Below are 17,000 nucleotides of genomic sequence, written 5' to 3' on the forward strand. Positions count from 1 at the left end.
TCCCCGGCGGTGTGTGACGTGGACGGTCTTGGTTCAAGTTTGAAACAAACCTACACTGGCGGTATGACGACTCGCTGGCTCACCCCGAAGGAGCAGCGCGCCTGGCGCGCGTACATCGCCGCGACGCTCCTCCTGGAGGACGCGATCGACCGGCAGCTCCAGCAGGAGGCCGGCATGCCGCACCTCTACTACTCCATCCTGGCCCACCTCTCCGAGCTGCCGGAGCACCGGCTGCGCATGACCGATCTCGCGGGGAAGCTGAAGATCACCCGCAGCCGGCTGACGTACGCGGTGACCCGTCTGGAGAAGGACGGCCTGCTCAGGCGCGAGGACTGCCGGTGGGACAAGCGGGGGAGCGTCGCCGTACTCACCGACGACGGTATGGCCGTACTGCGGCGGACGGCTCCGGGCCACGTCGAGACCGTACGGACGGCACTGTTCGACCAGCTCACCGAGGAGCAGGTGGAGCAGCTGGAGGAGATCTGCACGGGGGTCGCGCGGGCGCTGGAGGGCGAAGGCGAACGGCCGGCGGCCGACGAGGTGCCGTGGCGCCGCAGGTCGTCCCCGTCCTGTTCGTGAGCCGCGCCACACCTCCATTGCTTCAAATTTAAAGCATGAGGTAGGGTCCGTGACCATGGATCTGCTTCAAATCTGAAGCAGATGGTCCGCCCAAGGGCCACCGTCCGCAGGCGCACGCACGCCATCGGACGCACGCACGCCATCGCACGCACCACTTCACGCACCACCGCACGGACCTGATCCCCGGACCCGGGAGAACCCGCATGCCCGACTTCCCCGCCGCCACCCTCCGCTCCCGCGTCCGGGTGCCGCTGCGCTTCCACGACGGCTACGGCGTCGACGCCGAGCTGGTCACCTTCCACGGCCTGGCCGACGGCCAGGAACACGTGGCCGTCGTCCTCGGCGACCCGCCGTCGGCGCCCGGCACCACCCCGCTGGTCCGGTTGCACTCCGAGTGCCTGACCGGCGACGTCTTCGGCTCGGCCCGCTGCGACTGCGGCCCGCAGCTGCGCGAGGCGGTCGAGCGCATCGCCGAGCACGGCGGCGTCCTGCTCTACCTCCGCCAGGAGGGCCGCGGCATCGGCCTCTACAACAAGCTCGACGCGTACGCCCTCCAGGACCAGGGCCTCGACACGTACGCCGCCAACACCGCGCTGGGCCTGCCCGAGGACGCCCGTGACTACACGGCCGCGGCCCAGATGCTGGCGGCACTCGGGGTCACGAGCCTCGACCTGTTGTCCAACAACCCCGACAAGGCAGGGCAGTTGCGCGACCTCGGGATCCACGTCCGCGACCGGGTGCCCACCGGCGTCTTCCGCACCGCGCACAACGTCCGGTACCTGCGCGCCAAGGTCCTCCAGACCCAGCACACCCTCCCGCTGGCGGACCTGCCGGAACTTCCGGAATTGCAGGAGTTGCAGGAGTTGCAGGACCTGGCGGTACGTCACGTCGGCTGATCGTGTGGCCCGCTGCACCCCACACTCGCCACCTCATGTCCGACCGAGGTCAGCAACAGGACGAGCCCTTCCCTGAGCAGGGCGTCGTCCTCGGCGATCACCACACGCACGGCAGCTCCACCTCGATCGCGGTGCCCCCTCCGACGGGGCTGGTCACGTCGACGGTCCCGTCGAGCGCGGCGACCCGGCGGCGCATGCCGAGGATGCCCGAGCCCTCGCCGGTCTCGTCGGCGCCGCCCCGGCCCTCGTCGCGCACCCGGACCGACAGTCCCCGCCGGGTCCGGGCGAGCCGCACCTCGGCCCGCGGCGACCCGCTGTACTTGGCGGCGTTGGTCAGCGCCTCGGCGACCACGAAATAGGCCGCGGCCTCCACGGCCGCCGGTGCCCGCACGCCCTCGTCCAGTCCGCCGACGTCCACGGACACGGTGAGCCCGCTGCCGGCGGCCAGCGCGCGAACGGCACCGGCCAGTCCGCGGTCGGTGAGGATCGGCGGGTGGATGCCGCGCACGACGTGGCGCAGCTCGGCCAGCGCCTCCTCGGCCTGGTCCTGTGCGTCGTCCAGCAGCTTGCGCGCGGCCTCGGGATCACGGTCGTACGCCCGCTTGGCCAGCCCGATCCGCATCGACAGGGCCACCAGCCGGGCCTGCGCACCGTCGTGCAGGTCCCGCTCGATGCGGCGCAGTTCGGCGCCGTGCGCGGCGATCGCGCCGGCCCGGGTCTCCTTCAGCTCCTCGACCCGGGCGGCCAGCCGCGTTTGCGGAGACGGCATCAGCAGTACGGTCGACCAGCGGGCCTCCGTGTCCGCGAGCCGCACGATCAACGGCAGTACGACCGCGCGCCGCCGCAGCAGCCCGCACCACACCCCGTCGACGACCAGCCCCACGGGCCACAGCGGCAGGGCGAGGAGGACGAGGGCGCCGTAGACGTAGTAGGCGAGCATCCAGCGCAGATCACTGCGGGTGCCGGGATCGCGTACGGCGAGCCGCAGCCGCTCGCGCAGGGTCCCGTCGAGGCTCTGATACGCCTCCGGGATCCTCCGCTCGGTCCACGCGGACGTCAGCACCCGCTTGGCCCCGGCGATCCGCCGGATCAGCAGCACCGTCTCGGGCACCATCCAGACACCGACGACCGTCATGGCCCCGATGGCGGTGATCAGCAGCACGGTGATGAAGATCCACACACCGAACGCCATCGACGCGGCCACGACGAGATGAAGCGTGGCCCGAGCGGCACGCTGGACCGTCTTCCACATGGGGCAACGGTAGGGGACCGGGCGGGCGCGGTCGGGGGAGCAGGCACCCGGGGTGAGGGTGGAGCGGGCTGCACCGCTGCGGCTCGGCCGGGCGGACGGGGGCGGGGCCAGGCCGGCGCTGTGGGCCGGCGGTGCGCGGAGGGGCCGACCCTGCTGCCTTCGTACAGCCGTCCCAGCCCCCTGCCCCCCTGCTCCCAGCCGCTCCTGTCGCCCGGGACCGTCAGCCGGCCAGCCCCAGGCACCGTCAGCCGGCCAGCCCCGGGCACCGCCAGCCGGCCAGGCCCGGGCACCGTCAGCCGGCCAGCCCCGGGCGTCAGCCGGCCAGCCCCGGGGCAGTCGCCCTTCCGTCCTCCCCTCGGTCAGCCGGCGTGTGCCCGTGCCGTGAGGTACGGATCCCGGCGGAGCGCTTCGCGGCTGCCGAGGAGGGTGCCGAGGGCCAGCCCGGCGACGGGCAGCACCAGGGCCGCCGCGGCCCATCCCGCCCCGGGCAGGGCGTCCGTGCGGGTGATGGGCAGCCCGAGCACGTCACTGAGCGGACCGGCCAGCGCGACGGAGACAACCGTGCCCAGGGCCACGCCGGCCACCCCGGCCGCTCCACCGGAGAGGACCGCTTCCCCGAGCAGGATCCGGCGCAGCTCGGGCCGTCCGGAACCGAGGATCCGCAGCACCGCGAACTGACCGGTCCGGGCCCGCGCGCTGTCCGCGGCCCGGACGGCACCGAGCACGAGGGCACCCACCGCCAGCACCAGGACCCCGGCCCGCATCGCGAGGTCCGCCGCGCCGAACAGACCGGGCAGGTGGCGAACCCGGTCGGACACCGCGGACGCCGAGAACCCGCCGTCCTGCAGCGCCCTGACGACGCCGGCCACCTGCCTCTGGTGAGCGACCACGACCACGGCGGACCGCGCGCCCTCCCTCTCCCGGAAGAGCTCCGGCTCCAGGCCGGCGCGGGCCGCGGCCAGGAGCGCGGCGGTGTCCTCCGCGAGATAGGCGGCGCCGGGCCCGTCGGCCTGCCAGCTCGGGTCGTACAGGGCGACGACCTTCAGCGTGATGACGTCGGTGGCGCCGGACCCGGACCCGGTCGCCTTCGTGTACCCGAAGCCGACGGTCCGGCCGAGCAGCGGGCCGAAGTCGGTTCCCTGGGCGGCGGCGGGCAGGACCACCTCGTCCCGGCCGAGTCCGGCGGGCAGGTCGCCCTCGGTGACCGGCAGATCGTCGCCCGGCGTCAGCGTGCGGCTGGTCAGGTCGTACGTCCCCTGCTCCTCGGCGTAGAGCGTGCCGGGGTAGTCGGCGACGACGTGCCGCACGCCCGGCACGTTCCCGGCGTCCCGCAACGCGGAGGTGGTGAGCGGCCGGACCGACGCGTCCCCCTCGAACGAGGAGAGCTCGATCTGGGTGAGCCCGCCCGACCCCAGGACGTCCCGCTGCACAGCACCGGCGGCTCCCGCCGCCACCCCCGCGGAGGCGGTCAGCACCGCGGCCAGCAGAGTGAGCGTGGGCACCGCCCGCCGCAGCGAACGCCCGTCCCGCACCCAGGTGCAGAGACTCCACCGACTCATCCCAGCTTCTCCCCACAGGCGTTGGTGCGGGAGGTCTCCCGAGCGGCGGTCGTCAGCACTCCCTCGTCGAGGACGTAACGCTGGTCGCAGCTCGCGGCGACCGCGGGGTCATGCGTGACGAGCAGCACGGCCGCTCCTTGGTCGGCGCACGAACGCAGGGCCTGGATCACGGAGTTCGCGGTCCTGGGGTCGAGGCCCGAGGTCGGCTCGTCGGCCAGCACGAGCACCGGCTGCTTCACGGCCGCCCGGGCGACGGCGATCCGTTGCCGCTGTCCGCCGGAGAGTTCGGTGACCGGCGCATCGGCCAGCTGTGCCAGACCCAGGTCGCCGAGCAGCGCACGGGCCGTCGTACGGTGTCGGGCGAGCGGGGGGCCGAAGGCGGCGGCCACGTTCTCCCAGGCGTTGAGGAAGGTCAGGAGCCCCAGATCCTGTAGGACGATGCCGATCGAGCGGCGACGCAGGAGATCCCGCTCGGCCTGGGACAGGGCACCGGTGTCCGTACCGGAGATGTACAGGGAGCCCGCGCCCGGCGAGAGGATCAGTCCGAGAAGAGCGAGCAGGGTGCTCTTGCCGGACCCGGAGGGTCCCTCGACGGCGGCCATCACTCCCGTGTCGAGGGTGAGATCCGCACGGGTCAGACCCCCGCCGGACGAGTAGCCGAAAGCCAGGCCCTCGGCCACGACGGCGGGTGGAGAGGCGGTGTGCATACGGGGATGTCCTTCTGGAAGAGGAACGGGGAAGGCCGCGAGGTCAGGCGAGGAGGTAGTACGCGGCTCTGGTGGCGTCCGCCGAAGCGGCACCGCCGGGAGACGCGGCGTAGAGGTCGGGGAACTTCGCGTCGCGGTAGCGCTCCAGCAGGGCGGGAAGCTCGTCCCAGAACGCCTGCGGAATGCTCTGGCCGGAGGCGAGGGCTGCCTGGACCGCGTCGGACGCGGTCAACAGGTCCCCCGTACGCAGGGCCGTGCGGGCCTGTGCGACGAGATCGGTCGCCTCGGTGAGCCGCTCCGCCTGATCCGCACAGCCCGCGTCGACGAGTGCCACCACGATGTCCAGCGAGCGGGAGGAGAGTGCGGCGCCCTCGGCCTTCGCCGACTCGACCGAGGTGCTCGGGCAACGCAGACCGAACTCGGCGCGCGCCGTCATGACCCCGTACCAACGGCGCTGGTTCTCCTCCGTCAGTCGTGCCGGCACCTCCAGTCCGGCCGCCTCCTTGCTCCCCCGCTCCGCCTGTGGTCCACAGACCAGGGACAACCGGTGGCACGTCATGGCGAGCAGGAGTCGATCGGACGGGTCGAGGGTGCTGTCCGAGCCCAGACGCTCCAGCCGTTTCCGCAGCCAGTGCGGTGTGTGTCGTTGCTGGGCACTGGCGGTCAGAGCACGCGCGGCGTTGTAGGTCGCGGTCAGCGTGCCCAGTTGAGCCGGAGACCTGGCGACGAGGCCGTCGGACCGGACACGGCCCACCGGAGCGGGGAGTGACGCGGCCCGTTGGGCGAGGTCGATGGTGAGCGCCCGCCGGACCAGCCACCGAGTCTGCGTGTCGGAGTCCCGCAGCGAGGGCAGCAGGCAGTCCCGCGACTGCCGCGTCAGCCGATGGCGCAGGAGGGACAGCGCGGCGCGCTGGATGGGGTCGAGACCGGCGCACTCGGCCTTCAGCAGGGCATCGGCGTTCCGCACAGCCCGCGTGGCGCGGGCACGTACTCCGGCCGCCCGCAGCGCTTCGACCGCGTAGAGCACCGGTACGGGCTGGGCGGTGAGAGCGGTGTCCGACGCGAGACGCGCCAGAACGGCGCGGGGCACCTCGTCGTCACGGCCCAGGCAGGTCAGCGTCTGGAGGAAGGCGGCACGTGTGGCGAGCGATGTCAGAGCATCGTCCTCGTCGTCCGGCGCGCGCAGATAGGCGAGCGCTTCGCGCTCCGCTCGTCCCCGCAGTGCGGCCCGCTCCAAGACCGTCGCCGCGTCTGCTCCGTCGGAGCCCCGCAGCGACAGGCACACGTAGTGCGCCTGCCAGGCGGGGCTGTCCAGGGCATCGGTACGAGCGAGATGCGTCAGGGCGTCCGGGCGGATGTCGGGCACCGGCTCGTCGGGCCGGTACCCCCTCGCAAGCGCGGCCTCCAGACGCCCGTACGCCGTCGGGTACAGCGCGGGATCACGTCCGACGTCGACTCGAGAAGCGCGTACCAGGTCATTCGCTCCGCGCAGGGCATCGAGTTGCTCGGCCAGATCGCCGCCGACCCGATCCGGCCGGTCCACCGTGCCGCCGCCGAACGTCGAGACACCGACGGCCACTGTGGCGAGCACCAGCGCTGCGAAGGCGAGCCCGGGCCGGTGACGTCCCGTCCGCCCGGGAAGGAGGCTGTTCCTCATGCGGCGCTCAGTCGTTGGCACAGGCCGACGCGAACGCCTTGACCCCTGCCTTGAAGGCACCTCCGTCGGAGCAGGTGGTGATGCTCGTGTTCAGTGATCCACCCGGATCGGCGATGCCGCTGATGTCGGCGATCCAGGTGTTCTTGTTGGTCCAGCTGACCTGCCGGGTGTTCTCGCTCACGTGCGTGCCGCTCGGACTGAGAGCGAGGGTCGCCTGCCAACCGTTGGCCTTCACGGTCGCCGTGTTGCTGATCTTGTTGACCTTGTACCTCGCGCCACCCTTCGTCGTCTTGGTGGATGTCTTGAAGGAGCACTTGTCGGCGTAGACGTTGCAATGCCAGGCACTGACGACGACCTTCGCGCCGGTCCCGGGCAACGGCGTCGATCCGACATCGGAGACGGCCACGGTCGGCGTGGCCGACCCCGCCATCATGATCCCCACAAGCCCGGTGGTCAGCAGGATCCTCTTCACTTGTGTCCTCCCCATCTGCATGGCACGCGCGCGCCGATTCACCCTGTCCCCGCGGCGACAAGCCACGGTCCGGCGAGGTGACGTTCACCGTCATCGACCGATATGTCGCCTTCAGCCGGACGTCGGAGTGTATAGGCGGCAAGAGCAACCAAGATCGACTGAAAAGTGACGTGGGGAGACACCCCGATGCAGGGGCACGACGTGCAGTGGGGCGCCCTGCACAGGCCGGTGCTGCCTGGGTGCGGCCCGTTCAAGCCACGGGCCGTGACCCACGTTCACCCTTGAGGGTGACCCACCGGCGACCGCCGCATCACGCGGATACGTGGCGAAGCCCCGGCCCGGTTCCCCCGGCCGGGGCTTCGTCGTCTCAGGAGCCCTCCCAGGCTGTCCGGGTCTACAGGCTGTCGAGGATCCGGGTGCGTCGCTCGGTGTACTCCTCGTCCGAGATCAGGTCCTGCGTCCGGAGCTGTTCCAGCGTCTGAAGACGTGCGGCCACGTCCTGTCCTCCGGAGGCCGGAGCAGCCGGCGCGGCAGGGGCAGGGGCAGGAGACGGAGCCTGGGCCTGGGCCTGAGCAGCGGCAGGGGTGGAGGCCGCAGGCTGCGCCGCCGGTACGCCCGAGATCCGCTGGCGCAGCAGATCGGCCAGTGCCGTGCCCTGGTCCTTCGGCACCTGCTTGATCTCGGCCTTGTTGCCCGACGCGAACACCGTCAGGGTGCCCATCAGCATGCCGCCCGACCACTGCACCGAGGTGATCCGGCCGTACGGGAAGTCCTCCACCTTCTGGGACATCACCCCGTGGAAGTAGAAGACCAGCCGCTGATTCGTCATCGCCAGCAGGCCGTTGCCCTTGCCATACACCCCCGTGGCGAGCAGTTCGACCGTCTCACCCTCCCACAGCACTCCGGGCAGCCTCTGGATCTCACGCTTCGCCCCGAAAGCGCTGGACAGCTTCTCCGCCGCCGCGTCGATGTCCGGCCGCACGCTGAACGCCACCATGGCGTCCCCCCTCCTGATTACGTGGCCGGCTCGTACCGACCACACCGATCAGCAACGCGCCCGCGCCCAGCCCCCGCCCGGCCCCCGAGAAAATGCCGAGCCCCCGCGTCAATCCCGCTGACGTGGGGGCTCTCCGGTAGGCCCTGTGGGACTCGAACCCACAACCAATGGATTAAAAGTCCACTGCTCTGCCAATTGAGCTAAGGGCCCAGGCGATGTTGCCACCCCGAGCATAGCCGCACGGGGCCGTGTCGCCGATCGGGTATCGGGGACACGGCCGTGCCGGAGGGGAACGGGGGGCCGGGGTGGGCCCGGAGTATCAGGGATCGACCGGTTCGGGCGTGTTCACGCGGGCCGCCTCCCTCGCCAGGGTCCGCTCGTGGTCGGGGTTGAGGAACCAGTGCCGGGCCGAGGCGAACCACCAGGTGGCCGCGAAGCCGAGGACGGCGAGGACCGCGAACGGGGCGTAGTTGAAGGTCTCCCAGGTGACCGGGGAGACCTGCGGCAGCATGAAGAGGACCGTGATCAGGCCGACCCAGCCGACCGCCACCACGCCCACCGCCCGCGACCAGCGGCCCAGGTGCCACGGGCCCCGTTCGAAGTCCTCGCCCTTGCGCAGGCGCAGCAGGGTCGGGATGACGTAGGCGATGTACAGGCCGATCACGGCGATCGAGGTCACCGCCGCGTACGCCGTCACGTTGATCAGATACGGCAGACCGAGCACCAGCGCGCCGCCCGCCGCCAGCCACACCGCCGCCACGGGTGTGCGCGTGCGCGGGTTCACCGTGTGCCAGACCCGCGAGTACGGCAGCGCCCCGTCTCGGGAGAAGGCGTAGATCATGCGGCTGTTGGCCGTCACCGACGCCATGCCGCAGAACAGCTGCGCCCCGATCACCACCAGCAGCAGCAGCTTGCCCGCCGTCGCGCCGAGGGCGTCCAGCAGGATCTGGGCCGGCGGCGCTCCCGTCGGCGAGGTGCGGGCCCCGTCGTACGACTGGATCGCGAAGGTGAAGCCGAGCAGCAGCACGAAACCCGCTATCCAGGACGTCCAGATCGAGCGGACGATGCCCTTGGGGCCCGCGGTGGACGCGTCGCGGGTCTCCTCCGTCATGTGGGCGGAGGCGTCGTAGCCGGTGAAGGTGTACTGGGCCATCAGGAGGCCCAGCAGCACGACGTAGACCCCGCTGCCCCAGCCGGTGTTGTTCACGAACTCGCCGAACACGAAGGACGCCGACTGGTGTTCGTCGGGGACGAAGGTCAGCGCGCCGACGATCACCGCCACGCCCAGCACGTGCCACCACACGCTCACGCTGTTGAGCAGCCCGACGATCCGGACGCCGAAGGTGTTCAGCAGGCCGTGCAGCACCAGGATCCCGGCGAACAGCAGGACCGTCCGGCCCGGTGTCACCTCGAAGCCGAACTGGAGGTTCAGGTACGCGCCGAGGAACGACGCCGCCCCGAAGTCGATGCCGGCGGTCACCGCCACCTGGCCGAGCACGTTGAACCAGCCCGTGAACCACGCCCAGGCGGCCGCGGTCCGGGGCGGGGCCAGGCGGTGCGCCCAGAAGTACAGGCCCGCCGACGTCGGGTAGGCCGAGCAGATCTCGGCCATGGCCAGCCCGACGAACAGCGTCATCAGGCCGACGGCCACCCAGCCCCATGTGATCACCGCCGGGCCGCCGGTGTTCATCCCGAACAGGTACAGCGTCAGGCAGCCCGACAGGACCGAGATGATCGTGAAGGAGACCGCGTAGTTGGAGAACGCCGACATGCGGCGGGCGAGAACCTGCGTGTAGCCGAGCTGGGCAAGCCGTTCCTCGTCCGAGAGACCCGAGAGACCGGTGTGCCCGCTCGCTGTGGCGTCATCTGTCATGCCCCCAGCAATTCCCCTGCCGGGGGCGTGACACACGTCACAACTTGGCGAGAAACGACCGTCCTTGCCCGCCTTGTGGCTCAAGAGCCTCTAGGTCAGGGACTTGTAGCCCTGCCAGCCGGTGCCGAGCTGCGCGCGGGCGCCGAAGGAGCCCTTGCCGTCGCCGTTGTTGCGCCACAGGGTGCCGCCGCTGTCGCGGGAGACGAGGTCGGCCCTGCCGTCGTCGGTGATGTCGCCGACGCCGACGACGGTGTTGTAGGAGCCGCCCCAGTTGGTGAACAGCCTGGTGCGGGCCGCGAAGGTACCGTCGCCCTTGCCGCAGCAGCGGTACAGGGTGTGGGCGGTGTCCTGGACCAGCAGGTCGCCGATGCCGTCGCCGTTCAGGTCACCGGCCCCGACGATCTTCTTGTACGTCTTCCAGTTGTCGTAGAGCTTCACCCGGGCGGACAGCTTGCCCGTGCTGGTGCCCTTGTACAGGTAGAGCGTGCCGGTGGAGGTGGCGCGGGCGAGCAGGTCCGGGCGGCCGTCCCCGCTGACGTCACCGGGCGAGGTCAGCACCTCGTACTGGCTCCAGCCGCTGGTGCCCAGCGACGTGTACGGCGCCGACGGCTTGACCGGGGCACCGCAGCCCGGCTTGTACAGGCGCAACGCACCGCTGCTGTACCGCACCAGGACGTCGTTGCAGCGGTCCCCGCTCAGATCACCGAACGGCACCGCCCTGACCGTCGTCGCCCACCCCGTAGCGGTCACCTTCCCGGAGAAGGCGCCTTGCCGGTGCCCTGGTGGAAGGTCAGGCCGCCGGAGGCGTCGAGAGTGAGCAGGTCACCGGTGGCGTCGCCGCCGAGGTGGTCGTGACGTACCGGGCTGCCGCCGCGCAGCGCGACCGAGCCGCTCAGTTCCAGCGGGCCTCCGACACCGTCGGCCGGCGTGACGGCCAGCGTCCAGTCGTACGAGCCGTTCGGCAGGAACGTGTTCCCCGGGTCGGTGCCGAACGCGTTGGCGCCCGCCTCGTCGACCGTCCAGCGCACGTCCCGCTGCGAGACACCCGTGTCGGCAGGTCCCCGATGACCCGGCCGGCGGCCGTCCCGCCGGTGACCGTGGTGAGCGTCAGCTTCCCGGCCCGTTTGTCGTGCGTGACGACGTATCCGTCGCCGAGCTTGGCCTCACCTGGATCCTTCAGTTCCTTGACAGAGTCATGGCCAAGGCTTTCCGGTCCGGTGCCGCGTGCGCGAGTGCGCTGGTCCACGAGAGAACGCCGTGGCCCCCACCCGGATCGGTGGGGGCCACGGCGCGTGCGCTACTCAGGCGAGGGGTCAGCCGTTGCGCTTCCAGCGCGGCTTGTCGTCACGGCGGCCGAAGGAGCCGGTGCCCGTGCCGGTGCCGGTGGTGCGGTGGTCGTCACGGCGGCTGGTCGGACGGTCGTGGCCGCCGGGGCGGAAGCCGGGGCGGTCGGCCTGGCGGTCGCGGTTGAACGGACGGTCGCTGCCACGGTGGCCGCCCCGGTCGTCACGGCGCTCGAAGGAGCGGCCGGCGGCCGGACGCTCGTCGCGGCGGAAGCCGCCACGGTCGTTGTCCCGGCGCTCGAAGGAACGGGCGGGGCGGTCGGTGCGGTCACCACGGTCACCGCGGTCGTCACGACGCTCGAAGGTGCGGCCGCCGCGGTCGTTGCCACCGCGGTCGTCCCGGCGGAACCCGCCACGGTCGTTGTCCCGGCGCTCGAAGGAACGGCCACCCTCGCGGCCACCGTCACGGTCGCGGTTGAACCCGCCCCGGTCGTCACGACGCTCGAAGGTGCGGCCGCCACGGTCGCTGCCGCCACGGTCGTCCCGGCGGAACCCGCCACGGTCGTTGTCCCGGCGCTCGAAGGAACGGCCACCCTCGCGGCCACCGTCACGGTCGCGGTTGAAGCCACCCCGGTCGTCACGACGCTCGAAGGAACGGCCGCCACGGTCGTTGCCACCGCGGTCGTCCCGGCGGAACCCGCCACGGTCGTTGTCCCGGCGCTCGAAGGAACGCTCCGCCTTGTCGACGTCCTGCGCCATCGGCTGCTCCGGCACGGACACCTCGACCGCCGCGGCGAGCGCCGCCTGCGCCTCGGCCACCGCGGTCTCCGGGTCCTCACCGCGCTCGCGGGCGGCCCGGGCGACCAGCCGGTCGGCCTCCTCGCGCAGCTCGACCGCGCGCCGCTGCGCCCGCTCCAGCTGCTTGGTGAGGTCCGCGACCTCACGCTCGGCCTGCTGCGCCGCGTTGCCCGCGGACTCGGCCTGGACCTCGGTCATCGACCGGGCGCCGGTGATCTCGGCGACCTCCGGGTCGAAGGCCGCGCCGCCCTGGATGATGTGCCGTCCGGCGTCGACGCCGGCGTCCTCCATGAGGCGGAAGATCTGCCGGCGCTGGTGCGGCAGCGACAGCGAGACGACGGTTCCGGTACGGCCGGCACGGGCCGTACGGCCGGCGCGGTGCAGGTAGTCCTTGTGGTCACCGGCCGGGTCGACGTTCAGCACGAGGTCGATGCCGTCGACGTGGATGCCGCGCGCGGCGACGTCGGTGGCGACGAGCGTGTTGACGTAGCCCTTCTTGAAGTCCTCCAGCACGCGGGTACGCGCGCCCTGCGTCATCCCGCCGTGCAGCGCGTCGGCCTTCACACCGGCGTCGCAGAGCTGCTCGGCGATGCGGTCGGCGCCCAGCTGGGTGCGGACGAAGATGATCGTGCGGCCCTTGCGGGAGGCGATCGCGGCGGTGACCGGCGCCTTGTCCTTGGGCTTCACGATGAGGATGTGGTGCGACATGGTCGTGACGTTGCCCTGGGCACTGTCGACCTCGTGCGTGACCGGGTTGGTCAGGTAGCGCTTGACCAGCGTGGAGATCTCGTTCTCCATCGTGGCCGAGAACAGCATGCGCTGGCCGCCGCCCGGGATCTGGTCGAGCAGCTCGGTGACCTCGGGCAGGAAGCCCAGGTCGGACATCTGGTCGGCCTCGTCGAGAACGGCGACCTCGACGTTCTCCAGGGAGCAGGCGCCGCGGGTGATGATGTCGCGCAGCCGGCCCGGCGTGGCGACCAGCACGTCCACGCCACGCTCCAGGGCGTAGATCTGGTTGCTCATCGACGTACCGCCGCAGACGACCTTCATCTTCAGGCCGAGCACGTCGCCGTACGGCTGGAGGGCGTCCGCGACCTGCATCGCGAGCTCACGCGTCGGCGTCAGGATGATGCCGCGGGGCTTCTTCTTCTCCGTGTGGCCCTCGGACAGGCGCGTCAGCAGCGGCAGACCGAAGGAGAGGGTCTTGCCGGAGCCGGTGCGGCCGCGGCCGAGGATGTCCTTGCCGGCCAGGGCGTCCGGGATGGTCGCCGCCTGGATCGGGAAGGGGGCGGTCACGCCGTTCTGCGCCAGCTTGCGCACGACGCCCTCGGGGAGACCGAGCGTGGCGAAGGTGACCTCGGGGGTCCCGGTCGCCTCGTCGTTCTCGCCGTTCTCGGGCGCGACAGCGTGATCAGTAAGGGAAATGGACATGCGTATGCGAAACCTTCCGGAGTCTCGTCGGCACGCGCCCGTCAACTCCGTGTTTCGCAATACGACCGCCTCTATGCGGTCCGCCACGGCAAGGGAGAGAGTACGCGCCACACGGCGCGCTCTGCGTTGGCGCCGGGCAATGGGATCAAACGATCTACCACCATACGCACCCACGCCCCCTGAAGGCAAATTGAGCCGTATCAGCGCGGGCCACACCGGTTGTTCCCGGCCTCGGACACCGTCCGGCACCCCTCGCGCCCCGGCCACCGGCGACCCGTTCCTCCCGCGCTACGCGGGCGCCCCCACCCGCGCTACACCGGCGCCCCCGCCTCCGGCGCCGGCTCCCGCCCGCCCAGTTGCGGCGCCGGCGGCTCGTGCGCCGAGGACGACGGCTCGGCGACCGTCGGCTCGGGAGTCGGCGAGGCGGGCGGCGGGGTCGGCGTCGGCTGCGGCTCGACCGTCCGCGTGGGCGTCGGCTCGGCCCAGGTCGGCGACGGTTCCCCGGGCTTCGGCGGCTTCGGGGGCCGGCCACCGGCCGACGCCGACACGCTGGCCTTCGCCGACGGCGAGACCGACGGCCCGGCCGACTCGCCCTTGCCCTTCTTGTGCTTGCCGTGCCCGCGCTTGCCGTGGCCGCCCGCCGCGTCGGCCCCCACGCCGCCGCCCGTCCCCGCCACCCCGCCGTCGGGCGCCTCACCACCCCGGGGCCCGGCCGACCGGGACGGCTTCGCGCTGCCACCCCCGCCGTCGTCGCCCACGCTCATGCAGCCGGCGGCAGCGGCGACGGCCATGACCGTGGCGGCCAGACGGACGGGTACGTACAAGGGGCGCACGAGCAGCCACCTCCGGTGGAGGGTGAAGGAGTCAACCTGTTCAACTCCCGCCGCCCACAAGAGGACACGCGCCCCGCGACGAACGGTCCCGGTCCCGTCCCGTACCGCCCCTCACCCGTACCCCAGTGCGTGCAGCCGGGCGTCGTCGATCCCGAAGTGGTGCGCGATCTCGTGCACGACCGTGACCTCGGTCTCCTCGACGACCTCCTGCCGCGTCTCGCACATCCGCAGGGTCGGCCCCCGGTAGATGGTGATCCGGTCCGGCAGCACGCCCGCGTACCACTCCCCCCGGTCGGTCAGCGGAGTCCCCTCGTACAGCCCCAGCAGCTCCGGATCGTCCGCCGGCGGTTCGTCCTCGACGAACACCGCGACGTTGTCCATCAGCCGCGTCAACTCCGGCGGGATCCGGTCCAGGGCCTCGGCGACCAGTTCCTCGAACTCCTCACGCGTCATCTCCAGCACAGAGCCCATTGTCCGGCACGTGGCGTCCGGGGGAGAGTGATGCGCACGTCCGCATAGCCACGCGCGGACTTGGGCATACGCGACCAATGGCCCGCGTCCCCGTAGCCGTCCGCACACTCATGCACCCTTTCCGCAGAGCCCCGCGTGCCCTGGTCCGGCACTACCGCACCCGCCGGCCCCACCCGGCCGTCGAACTCGTCCCCCAGTCGCACCCCTGGGTCCGTGCCCTCGGTCTCCTCACGGTCGTCGTGCTCGGCGCCTGGCTGGGCCTGCTGATCGTCGGCAACGTACGGACGCCGGTCGGCCCGATGGACACGACGATGACCCTGCGCCCGTCGCTCACCGGCGGCACGAAGATCAACGTCTCCCCGCTCGGCGCGCTGCAACTGGACAGCCACCACGCCCCGGTCCGCCTGGACGTCAACGTCGACCAGCTGGACCCGGTCCGCTCACAGGCCCTCGTCGACCACCCCGAGCGCCTCACCGGCCTCCAGGACGAGGTCAGCCGGGACGTGCGGCACGGCACCCTCGACCTCGCCGTCCGCTCCTGCGTCGCCGTCGTCTCCGGCGCCACCGCCCTCGGCCTCGCGGTCTACCGCCGTCCGCGCCGCGCCCTGGCGGCCGGCGGCCTGGCGCTGACCCTCCTGGCCGCCTCGGGCGGATCGGCGTACGCCACCTGGAACCCCGAGTCCGTCCTGGAGCCGAGGTTCTCGGGCCTGCTCTCCTCGGCCCCGTCCCTCGTCGGCAACGCGCGCAGCATCGTCACCGAGTTCGACGTCTACCAGAAGGAACTGGCCCGCCTGGTGACGAACGTGACCAAGCTGTACGACGCCACCTCCACCCTCCCCGCCTACGCGCCCGACCCGTCCACCATCCGCGTCCTGCACGTCTCCGACATCCACCTCAACCCGGCGAGCTGGAAGATCATCGGCTCGCTGGTGGAGCAGTACAAGGTGGACGTGATCGTGGACTCCGGCGACACCATGGACCACGGCTCGGCGGCGGAGAACGGCTTCCTGGACCCGGTCGCGGACCTCGGAGCGCCGTACGTCTGGGTGCGCGGCAACCACGACTCGATGATCACCCAGCGCTATCTGGACCGCATGAAGAACGTGCACGTGCTGGACGACGGCCGGGCCGAGACCGTCGCGGGCCTGCGGTTTGCCGGCATCGGCGACCCCCAGTTCACCCCGGACCGCTCGGCACGGCCCGGCGCCGAGGCGTCCCAGGAGCTGGCCGGCGCCCGCCTGGCCTCGGCCCTGCGCGACCAGCGGGCGGCCGGCACCCCCGTCGACATCGCCGTCGCCCACGAACCGTCGGCGGCCCGCGAGGTCGACGGCACGGTCCCGATGGTCCTGGCCGGCCACGTCCACCACAACGAGATGGAGGTCATGCGGTACGGCACCCGGCTGCGGATCGAGGGCTCGACCGGCGGCAGCGGCCTGCGCGCCGTGGAGGGCAAGTACCCCGACCCCATCGAGGCGTCGATCCTCTACATGGACCGCGACAGCCGTCGCCTCCAGGCGTGGGACGAGATCAAGCTGGGCGGCCTCGGCCTGACGACGGCCGAGGTCAGCCGCCACCTCGTGGAGGAGAACCAGCCGAGCGGCACCGCGTCCCCGTCCGAGTCCTCGTCCCCCTCCGGGACCCCGTCCACGACCCCGAGGCCGTCCTCACCCGCCCCCTCCCCCACCGCCCCGTAAACCGTTTTGGCGATCTCTCCCGCCATCGCCTATGCTTCACACGTCCCCGACGCGCTGCAAAGCGCCCAGGCGGGCCGATAGCCCTCATCGTCTAGCGGCCTAGGACGCCGCCCTTTCAAGGCGGTAGCACGGGTTCGAATCCCGTTGGGGGCACGCAGTACCGTGTGCGACACTGTCGTACACAACAGCTTGGTCCTGTGGAGCAGTTTGGAGTGCTCGCCACCCTGTCAAGGTGGAGGCCGCGGGTTCAAATCCCGTCAGGACCGCTGAGGTTTCCCCGGAAGCCTCGTGGCTGGGTAGCTCAGTTGGTACGAGCGATCGCCTGAAAAGCGATAGGTCGCCGGTTCGACCCCGGCCCCAGCCACAGCAAGGCCCCGATCCCCGGATCGGGGCCTTCTTGCATGTCGGCCTCATCCGTCGGATTCGTACGTCAGATCCGTACACCGGACGCGGACGCCCGGACGCAGCGGCCCGGACGCGGACGCCCGGACGCAGCGG

Annotated in this window: 15 protein-coding genes, 4 tRNA genes and 1 pseudogene; 6 read left to right on the top strand and 14 right to left on the bottom strand. The window is 71.7% G+C overall.

Annotated features, from left to right (window positions below; all coding sequences use genetic code 11):
- Window positions 1-63 precede the first annotated feature (63 nt).
- Together QQS16_RS20635 and QQS16_RS20640 are read left to right on the top strand one after the other, a co-directional pair.
- On the top strand, window positions 64-579 hold the full coding sequence (locus QQS16_RS20635) for a MarR family winged helix-turn-helix transcriptional regulator (RefSeq protein WP_286063312.1): 516 nt from the start codon (window positions 64-66) through the stop codon (window positions 577-579).
- A gap of 203 nt (window positions 580-782) precedes the next feature.
- The gene (locus tag QQS16_RS20640; RefSeq protein WP_286063313.1) at window positions 783-1,475 is read left to right on the top strand and encodes a GTP cyclohydrolase II; all 693 of its coding nucleotides are present in this window, start codon (window positions 783-785) and stop codon (window positions 1,473-1,475) included.
- On the opposite strand, the pseudogene QQS16_RS20645 reads toward QQS16_RS20640, so the two are convergent.
- The 14 genes and pseudogenes from QQS16_RS20645 to QQS16_RS20710 all read right to left on the bottom strand — a co-directional run.
- Window positions 1,469-1,585: pseudogene (locus QQS16_RS20645) on the bottom strand (DNA-binding response regulator); the annotation flags it as partial. The gene QQS16_RS20640 and the pseudogene QQS16_RS20645 sit on opposite strands and share 7 nt — an antisense overlap.
- On the bottom strand, window positions 1,573-2,727 hold the full coding sequence (locus tag QQS16_RS20650) for a sensor histidine kinase (protein WP_286063314.1): 1,155 nt from the start codon (window positions 2,725-2,727) through the stop codon (window positions 1,573-1,575). The pseudogene QQS16_RS20645 and the gene QQS16_RS20650, both read right to left, overlap by 13 nt.
- 359 nt (window positions 2,728-3,086) lie before the next feature.
- Window positions 3,087-4,286, bottom strand: a complete 1,200-nt coding sequence (locus tag QQS16_RS20655) for an FtsX-like permease family protein (RefSeq protein WP_286063315.1) — start codon at window positions 4,284-4,286, stop codon at window positions 3,087-3,089.
- The gene (locus QQS16_RS20660) at window positions 4,283-4,993 is read right to left on the bottom strand and encodes an ABC transporter ATP-binding protein (protein ID WP_286063316.1); all 711 of its coding nucleotides are present in this window, start codon (window positions 4,991-4,993) and stop codon (window positions 4,283-4,285) included. Before QQS16_RS20660 ends, QQS16_RS20655 begins: the two co-directional genes overlap by 4 nt.
- A 43-nt stretch (window positions 4,994-5,036) precedes the next feature.
- On the bottom strand, window positions 5,037-6,650 hold the full coding sequence (locus QQS16_RS20665) for a hypothetical protein (RefSeq protein WP_286063317.1): 1,614 nt from the start codon (window positions 6,648-6,650) through the stop codon (window positions 5,037-5,039).
- A 7-nt stretch (window positions 6,651-6,657) separates the two neighbouring features.
- Window positions 6,658-7,122 carry a hypothetical protein gene (locus QQS16_RS20670; RefSeq protein ID WP_286063318.1) on the bottom strand — a complete coding sequence of 155 codons (465 nt, stop codon included), beginning with the start codon at window positions 7,120-7,122 and terminating at the stop codon, window positions 6,658-6,660.
- 394 nt (window positions 7,123-7,516) lie between these two features.
- Window positions 7,517-8,119, bottom strand: a complete 603-nt coding sequence (locus tag QQS16_RS20675; RefSeq protein ID WP_286063319.1) for a PH domain-containing protein — start codon at window positions 8,117-8,119, stop codon at window positions 7,517-7,519.
- Between the two features lie 137 nt (window positions 8,120-8,256).
- A tRNA-Lys gene (locus QQS16_RS20680) sits at window positions 8,257-8,329 on the bottom strand.
- Window positions 8,330-8,438: 109 nt separating this feature from the next.
- Entirely contained in the window at window positions 8,439-9,992 is a 1,554-nt protein-coding gene (locus QQS16_RS20685) for an amino acid permease (RefSeq protein ID WP_286063320.1), read from the bottom strand.
- Between the two features lie 90 nt (window positions 9,993-10,082).
- Window positions 10,083-10,706, bottom strand: a complete 624-nt coding sequence (locus QQS16_RS20690) for an FG-GAP repeat domain-containing protein (protein ID WP_286063321.1) — start codon at window positions 10,704-10,706, stop codon at window positions 10,083-10,085.
- A 32-nt stretch (window positions 10,707-10,738) separates the two neighbouring features.
- A complete protein-coding gene (locus tag QQS16_RS20695) occupies window positions 10,739-11,020 on the bottom strand; it encodes a hypothetical protein (RefSeq protein WP_286063322.1) in 282 nt (93 codons plus the stop codon).
- A 285-nt stretch (window positions 11,021-11,305) separates the two neighbouring features.
- Entirely contained in the window at window positions 11,306-13,504 is a 2,199-nt protein-coding gene (locus tag QQS16_RS20700) for a DEAD/DEAH box helicase (protein ID WP_286063324.1), read from the bottom strand.
- A gap of 311 nt (window positions 13,505-13,815) precedes the next feature.
- The gene (locus QQS16_RS20705; RefSeq protein WP_286063325.1) at window positions 13,816-14,337 is read right to left on the bottom strand and encodes a hypothetical protein; all 522 of its coding nucleotides are present in this window, start codon (window positions 14,335-14,337) and stop codon (window positions 13,816-13,818) included.
- Window positions 14,338-14,448: 111 nt separating this feature from the next.
- Window positions 14,449-14,799: a metallopeptidase family protein gene (locus QQS16_RS20710; protein ID WP_286063326.1), complete on the bottom strand. Its 351-nt coding sequence runs from the start codon at window positions 14,797-14,799 to the stop codon at window positions 14,449-14,451.
- A gap of 86 nt (window positions 14,800-14,885) precedes the next feature.
- Between QQS16_RS20710 and QQS16_RS20715 the strand changes: the two genes are divergently transcribed.
- From QQS16_RS20715 to QQS16_RS20730, 4 genes are all read left to right on the top strand, one after another.
- The gene (locus tag QQS16_RS20715) at window positions 14,886-16,502 is read left to right on the top strand and encodes a metallophosphoesterase family protein (protein WP_286063327.1); all 1,617 of its coding nucleotides are present in this window, start codon (window positions 14,886-14,888) and stop codon (window positions 16,500-16,502) included.
- A gap of 80 nt (window positions 16,503-16,582) precedes the next feature.
- A tRNA-Glu gene (locus QQS16_RS20720) sits at window positions 16,583-16,655 on the top strand.
- Between the two features lie 38 nt (window positions 16,656-16,693).
- Window positions 16,694-16,768: transfer RNA gene (locus QQS16_RS20725), tRNA-Asp, on the top strand.
- Window positions 16,769-16,792: 24 nt separating this feature from the next.
- Window positions 16,793-16,866, top strand: a tRNA-Phe gene (locus QQS16_RS20730).
- The last annotated feature ends 134 nt before the right edge of the window (window positions 16,867-17,000 follow it).

Origin of the sequence: Streptomyces sp. ALI-76-A (genome assembly GCF_030287445.1) — a bacterium.
GTDB lineage: Bacteria > Actinomycetota > Actinomycetes > Streptomycetales > Streptomycetaceae > Streptomyces.